At 59.4% G+C, this 5,979-nt stretch carries 7 protein-coding genes and 1 pseudogene; all 8 read left to right on the top strand.

Annotation, left to right across the window (positions count from 1 at the left end; translation table 11 throughout):
- Window positions 1–186 (top strand): annotated as a pseudogene (locus EOA60_RS15240) (electron transfer flavoprotein subunit alpha); the annotation flags it as partial.
- A 10-nt stretch (window positions 187–196) separates the two neighbouring features.
- A complete protein-coding gene (locus EOA60_RS15235; RefSeq protein WP_091599523.1) occupies window positions 197–1,501 on the top strand; it encodes an FAD-binding protein in 1,305 nt (434 codons plus the stop codon).
- Between the two features lie 12 nt (window positions 1,502–1,513).
- Window positions 1,514–1,813, top strand: a complete 300-nt coding sequence (locus EOA60_RS15230; RefSeq protein WP_091599526.1) for a ferredoxin family protein — start codon at window positions 1,514–1,516, stop codon at window positions 1,811–1,813.
- A gap of 265 nt (window positions 1,814–2,078) precedes the next feature.
- Window positions 2,079–2,603: an alpha/beta fold hydrolase gene (locus EOA60_RS15225; protein ID WP_128345484.1), complete on the top strand. Its 525-nt coding sequence runs from the start codon at window positions 2,079–2,081 to the stop codon at window positions 2,601–2,603.
- A gap of 751 nt (window positions 2,604–3,354) precedes the next feature.
- Window positions 3,355–3,606: a helix-turn-helix domain-containing protein gene (locus EOA60_RS15220; protein ID WP_311202830.1), complete on the top strand. Its 252-nt coding sequence runs from the start codon at window positions 3,355–3,357 to the stop codon at window positions 3,604–3,606.
- 273 nt (window positions 3,607–3,879) lie between these two features.
- Window positions 3,880–5,361 (top strand): nitrogenase cofactor biosynthesis protein NifB, encoded by a 1,482-nt coding sequence (gene nifB, locus EOA60_RS15215; protein ID WP_091599529.1) that lies wholly within the window; start codon window positions 3,880–3,882, stop codon window positions 5,359–5,361.
- 29 nt (window positions 5,362–5,390) lie between these two features.
- A complete protein-coding gene (locus tag EOA60_RS15210) occupies window positions 5,391–5,585 on the top strand; it encodes a 4Fe-4S dicluster domain-containing protein (RefSeq protein ID WP_091599532.1) in 195 nt (64 codons plus the stop codon).
- A gap of 85 nt (window positions 5,586–5,670) precedes the next feature.
- The coding region (locus EOA60_RS15205; protein WP_164899324.1) for a nitrogen fixation protein NifZ at window positions 5,671–5,979 on the top strand (309 nt) is incomplete at its 3' end.

Here is a 5,979-nt window from a genome sequence, read left to right as displayed (position 1 = left end):
ATCCAGCACCGAGTTGGGGTCGAGGGGGCCGATCTCATCGTCGCGATCAACACCGATCCGAACGCGCCGATTTTCGAGTTCGCCCACCTCGGGATCGTCACGGATGCAATCCGCTTCCTGCCCGCACTCACGGAAGCCTTCACCCGGCGGCTGTCGCCGCACAGTCGAGACAAGCTTGCGAGTTGAGGGAGAGGACATGATTGAACAATTCGATGCCATTGTGGTCGGAGCCGGCATGTCCGGAAACGCAGCTGCTTACACTTTGGCAAGCCAGGGGCTGAAGGTACTGCAGTTGGAGCGCGGGGAATATCCGGGCTCTAAGAACGTCCAGGGCGCCATAATGTACGCGAACATGCTGGAGAAGATCATCCCGGACTTCCGGGATGATGCGCCCCTCGAGCGGCACCTGGTCGAACAGCGACTTTGGGTGATGGACAACACATCTCACACCGGAATTCATTACCGGTCGGACGACTTCAATGAGGCGAAACCCAACCGCTACACGATCATCCGCGCCCAGTTCGACAAATGGTTTTCCCGCAAGGTGCGCGAGGCTGGCGCGACGGTCCTGTGTGAGACGACCGCGACGGAACTCGTCCGTGATGGCAATGGCAAGGTGATCGGCGTCCGCACAGACCGGGCTGGCGGAGTGGTCTTCGCGAATGTGGTCGTTCTCGCAGAAGGGGTGTCGGGATTGCTTGGCACTCGCGCAGGCCTGCGCGAGATGCCGAAGCCGGAGACCGTGGCGCTTGCCGTCAAGGAAATGCATTTCTTGCCCGAAGAGGTCATTGACCAGCGGTTCGGTGTCAAGGGCGATGAAGGCTGCGTAATCGAGGCCGTGGGCACGATCTCTCGCGACATGGCCGGGCTCGGCTTCCTTTACACCAACAAGGAGTCGATTTCACTCGGCATCGGCTGCCTGGTCTCGGATTTCGCCGCGATGTTGGAGAGCCCGTCCGCCCTCCTAGACGCGATGAAAAACCATCCTTCGATCCGGCCGCTGATCGCTGGCTCGGAGGTGAAAGAATATGCCGCCCATCTTATCCCCGAAGGTGGTTACAGGGCCATTCCGCAGCTCTTCGGCGACGGTTGGGTCATCGTCGGCGACGCAGCGCAACTGAACAATGCCATTCACCGTGAGGGTTCGAACCTTGCCATGACCTCGGGTCGTGTCGCGGCTGAGGCGATCATCAAAGTCAAAAGCCGCAACGGTCCTATGACCAAAGGGAACCTTGCGCTCTACAAGACGATGCTGGATGAATCCTTTGTGATCAAGGATCTTAAGAAATACAAGGACATGCCAGCCTTACTCCACACCAATTCCAGCAACTTTTTTACCAGCTATCCGCGGTTGATGTCGTATGCCGCTCAGAACTTCATGCGTGTCGACGGCACGCCGAAGATCGAGAAGGAAAGGGCCACCACGGCCGCCTTCATCAACGCGCGCTCGCGCTGGGGGTTGGTCAGCGACGCGGTCCGGCTGGCATTGGCATGGCGCTGAAGAGGGTACAAGATGACGATCGCAGTGACGAAGGTTCGTGTCGAGGACAAGCTTTACCAGAACCGCTACCTGGTCGATTCCGGCCGCCCCCATATCATAGTGCGACCGCACGAGAAGCCAAGCGCGAACTTGCTTGCGTTGACCTACGTCTGTCCAGCGAAATGCTATGAGTTGAATGACAGGGGCCAAGTCGAGATCACCGCCGACGGCTGCATGGAATGCGGCACCTGCCGGATATTGTGCGAGAAAGGCGGCGACATCGAGTGGAACTATCCGCGCGGCGGCTTTGGTGTCCTGTTCAAGTTCGGATGATCAGCCGGGACCGTGCCAAGAGCATGCCGGCAGCGAGCAACTGCGGCACACCATGAGCCTCTCCATCCACTTGCAAAGAGCTAGTGAATATTGGGCGTTCGCAATTCAAATTTCCTCGACTGGTAGGGGTGTCCTCAGGCCACGGCGGCGGCCTGTGCGCCGGACTTACCACCGGTAACGTGGTCGAGCCCCTTTGGGACAACGTTCGGCCATCGTGCCGGATGGCAGCCACAACGGCCGGTGAGCAAATGGAACGGCACAATCCATGACAAAGACGTATGTGCTAGTGCATGGTGCCTGGCATGGCGGATGGTGTTGGCGGGACGTCGCCGCCAATCTTCGCAAGATGGGATGCCACGTGACCACGCCGACCCAGACAGGTGTCGGCGAACGCGCACATTTGCTGTGCAAGGACATCACGCCCGACACATTCGTGACCGACATCGTCAACCACATTGTAACGGAAGAGCTGAGCGATGTGATCCTTGTCGGTCACAGTCTAGGCGGCATCAGCATCACCGGCGCCGCCGACCGGATACCCGACCATATCAGCCATCTCGTTTATCTCGCTCGACGGCGCCATCGTCGAGAGCGGTCAAAGTGTATTCAGCACCATGCCCCCCGACATCGTCGCCGCCCGTCGAAAATTGGTTGCGGAGGAAGGACGGGGTATCTTCATGCCGACTCCGCCGCCAACAGCATTCGGCATTCCCAAGGGACACTCGCTCACGGACTGGGTGCGGCGCCGGATAACACCGCATGCGGCAAGCACCTACGAAAGCAGACTTAAGCTCGAGCCCCCGCTCGGCAACGGCAGGCCCCGAACCTATGTCGTCTGCACTAATCCGCTCCACCCGCCGACGGCGGGAGCGCGAGAATGGGTCGCGAAGCAGGATGGCTGGGCGTGGCAGGAACTCGCCACTGGCCACGACGCAATGATCCTCGCACCGACGGAAGTTGCTCTCCTTCTTAGCGCTGTCGGCTGAGGAACCAAGTAAAGGGTGAGCGGGCGGCCGATTCTCAGGCCGCGGCCTTGAGTTCTGGTGCACGGATGTAGGCCCAACGGGTCGTTCCGGTGGCGCCACCGAAACCACCACCGGAACAAAGGCGGGAGTGGCCTGTCCTGCCGACGTCGCAAGCTTGCGAGCGTTCCGCCGCGGCCGCAGCCCGTAGCGCCGGGCAACCTCCGAGATCACCACGTTCGGCCCCAGGGTCTCGGCGATGACTCCGTCCCTTGTCGTCCATCGACCAATGCCTGCCGACTAACAGCGCCGTTGATCACCTTGAAACGCCGAGGCTGCCGCTCAGGGTCAATCGTAAAGTTCAAGTTCAGACACAAGCCGATCTCCGATCCACCTCAGAATCGGCAGGCCCACAGATCGCGGGCACTCCTGGAAGGACACAGCGCTTACCCTTGAAATATGGAGAACCATGGCTTTACGCCGTCGGCAGTTGAGCTGATCTCGCAATGCTATTTCCCCGGCAACGTCCGCGAGCTGGAGAACTGCGTGTAAAGAACAGCCACACTTGCGCGTTCTCCTCTGGAAGGAACCAATCTTTCGGAACGTGGCAATGGCATCGACGAGCTCTCACGGCCCAGCACGAAGCCGGTTAGGCGCATCGGCGCCCCTGAACACGAGATAGCCGGTTGCGATTCTAACGATACGGCCGGACCGGCGCTGGGACCGCGACGGACGGAGCGTGACCGGCTGATCGACACAATGGAGAAGGCCGGCTGGGTTCAGGCTAATGCGGCTCGAATTCTCCGCCTCACGCCGCGACAAGTCGGCTAGGCGATACGCCGGCATAGTCTCGAGGTGAAGGAAATTCTAAGAGCCTGATGAGCCAATCGTCAGGCCAGTGGTCTTGCGCGCCCTCTGCGCGACAAGGAGTGCTTTGTGCTTCTGAACGGATTTGGACTTGCACTGTCGCAAGCAGGACAAAATTGTGTCGCGCCGGCCTCACACAATCCGACATCGACCCAAATAGTGAACTGAAGCCGCTTTTTTAAGTTGGTATGGCTCTTGCACCTTGAACCGCGACGTTACCAGCAACGGAGCCGTTTGATGTCCTCACCGACAGTTTCGATTGAGGGGCCGACCAGCACGACATCCGAGGGTTTTCTGGCAGCCGCGAAATCCGGTGGCTGCGCACCGTCCTCCTACGGTTCGTCGCCGACCAGCCCGGGCGATGTGGATCCGGCTATTTGGGACAAGATCAAGGATCACCCCTGCTTTTCGGAGGAAGCGCATCACTATTTCGCGCGTATGCATGTGGCGGTCGCGCCGGCTTGCAATGTCCAGTGCAACTACTGCAATCGCAAATACGATTGCGCCAACGAGAGCCGGCCTGGTGTTGTGTCTGAGAAGCTGACGCCCGACCAAGCGCTACGCAAGGTCATCGCGGTTGCCAACGAAGTTCCGCAGCTTTCGGTTCTTGGCATCGCTGGGCCGGGGGATGCCTGTTACGACTGGGAGAAAACGAAGGCAACGTTCGACCGCGTCATCAGGGAAATCCCCGACATAAAGCTGTGCGTCTCCACCAACGGGCTCGTGCTGCCGGACCATGTAGCTGAGCTTGCCGAAATGAATGTTGATCACGTGACGATCACCATCAACATGGTCGACCCGGAAGTCGGCGCAAAGATCTATCCTTGGATTTTTTATGAAAATCGCCGCTACTTCGGCATCGAAGCCGCTCGAATCTTGCACGCGCGGCAGATGCTGGGCCTGGAGATGCTGAGCGCGCGCGGCATCCTCACCAAAATCAACTCGGTGATGATTCCTGGAGTGAACGACCAGCACCTGTTTGAGGTGAACAAAATGGTCAAGGAGCGGGGCGCGTTCCTGCACAACGTGATGCCTCTGATTTCGGACCCGGCGCACGGCACCCACTACGGACTCATCGGGCAGCGCGGCCCAACGGCAATGGAGATGATGGCTCTTCAGGATCGACTTGAAGGTGGCGCCAAGTTGATGCGCCACTGCCGGCAGTGCCGGGCAGATGCTGTCGGCCTGCTCGGTGAAGATCGTGGCCAGGAATTCACGCTGGATGGGATTCCCGACGATGTCACCTACGATGCTGGCAAGCGTCAGGCCTATCGGCAGGTGGTCGCACACGAGCGCCGTGATCATGAGGCGGCGAGGAGCGAGGCCATCGGTATGGTCAAGGCAACAGACTCCGAAAAGTCGCTTCTGGTTGCGGTGGCCACAAAGGGAGGTGGACGCGTCAACGAACACTTCGGCCACGCGAAGGAATTCCAGGTTTATGAAGTCTCGCCTAGAGGGATCAGCTTGGTCGGGCATCGGAAGGTCGAGCGGTATTGCCTCGGAGGCGGGGGCGAAGACGCCACCCTCGAGGGCGTCTTCGCTGCGCTGGAAGGCATACACATAGTGCTATGCGCCAAGATCGGAAATCGCCCGAAGGAACAACTCTCGCGAGCTGGACTGCGCGTAACCGACGCCTATGGCCATGACTACATCGAGACCGCAGTCAGCGCACTTTACGCGGCAGAGTTTGGGATCAGACCACTAGCGGCGACGGCCTGAGCGGTCTCGTCCGATAACCAGGAGTTAGAATGGCTTTCAAGATCATCGCATCCCAATGTACCCAATGCGGGGCCTGCGAGTTCGAATGTCCCTCGGAAGCGATCAAGTTCAAGGGCGACGCCTATGTGATCGATCCAATCAAGTGCACCGAATGCAAGGAGGCCTTCGATAAGCAGCAATGCGTGTCGGTCTGTCCGGTACCGAAAACCTGCGTTCCCGCTTGATTCCTACCGAAACGGTCGGGTTCGCCGCGCGAGGACGCCTGCAACCCGCGACCACACCAAAAGCCTCGAGAAAGGAATGGACAGCATGTGGTCCAGACGCGAACAGGAGGTCGAAATCGGCAGACCGCCACGGTTCATGCAGGGTGAGCGAGTCCGTGCAACACGCCACATAAAAAACGACGGCACCTATCCCGGCAAGGAGATCGGCGAAAACCTCGTGCGGAAGGGCGACGAAGGCTACGTGCGCGACATTGGAACCTTTCTCCAGCAATTCTTCATCTATGCGGTCGAATGGATCGATCGTGGCACGGTCGTCGGCATGCGAGCGCGCGAACTCATTAGCCTCGACAAAGTCGAGGTTCCCTGCGGAGCTGAAGGCATTTCCAACGGAGGA

It is taken from the genome of Mesorhizobium sp. M1A.F.Ca.IN.020.06.1.1, from assembly GCF_004023265.1.
In the GTDB taxonomy this organism is placed as follows: Bacteria; Pseudomonadota; Alphaproteobacteria; order Rhizobiales; family Rhizobiaceae; genus Mesorhizobium.
This window is presented reverse-complemented; position numbering and strand designations above follow the sequence as displayed.

Bases quoted from the DNA above. Each gene is read 5' to 3' on its own strand.
- EOA60_RS15235 (WP_091599523.1), top strand. From the start codon at position 197: ATGATTGAACAATTCGATGCCATTGTGGTCGGAGCCGGCATGTCCGGA.
- EOA60_RS15230 (WP_091599526.1), top strand. From the start codon at position 1,514: ATGACGATCGCAGTGACGAAGGTTCGTGTCGAGGACAAGCTTTACCAG.
- EOA60_RS15225 (WP_128345484.1), top strand. From the start codon at position 2,079: ATGACAAAGACGTATGTGCTAGTGCATGGTGCCTGGCATGGCGGATGG.
- nifB (WP_091599529.1), top strand. From the start codon at position 3,880: ATGTCCTCACCGACAGTTTCGATTGAGGGGCCGACCAGCACGACATCC.
- EOA60_RS15210 (WP_091599532.1), top strand. From the start codon at position 5,391: ATGGCTTTCAAGATCATCGCATCCCAATGTACCCAATGCGGGGCCTGC.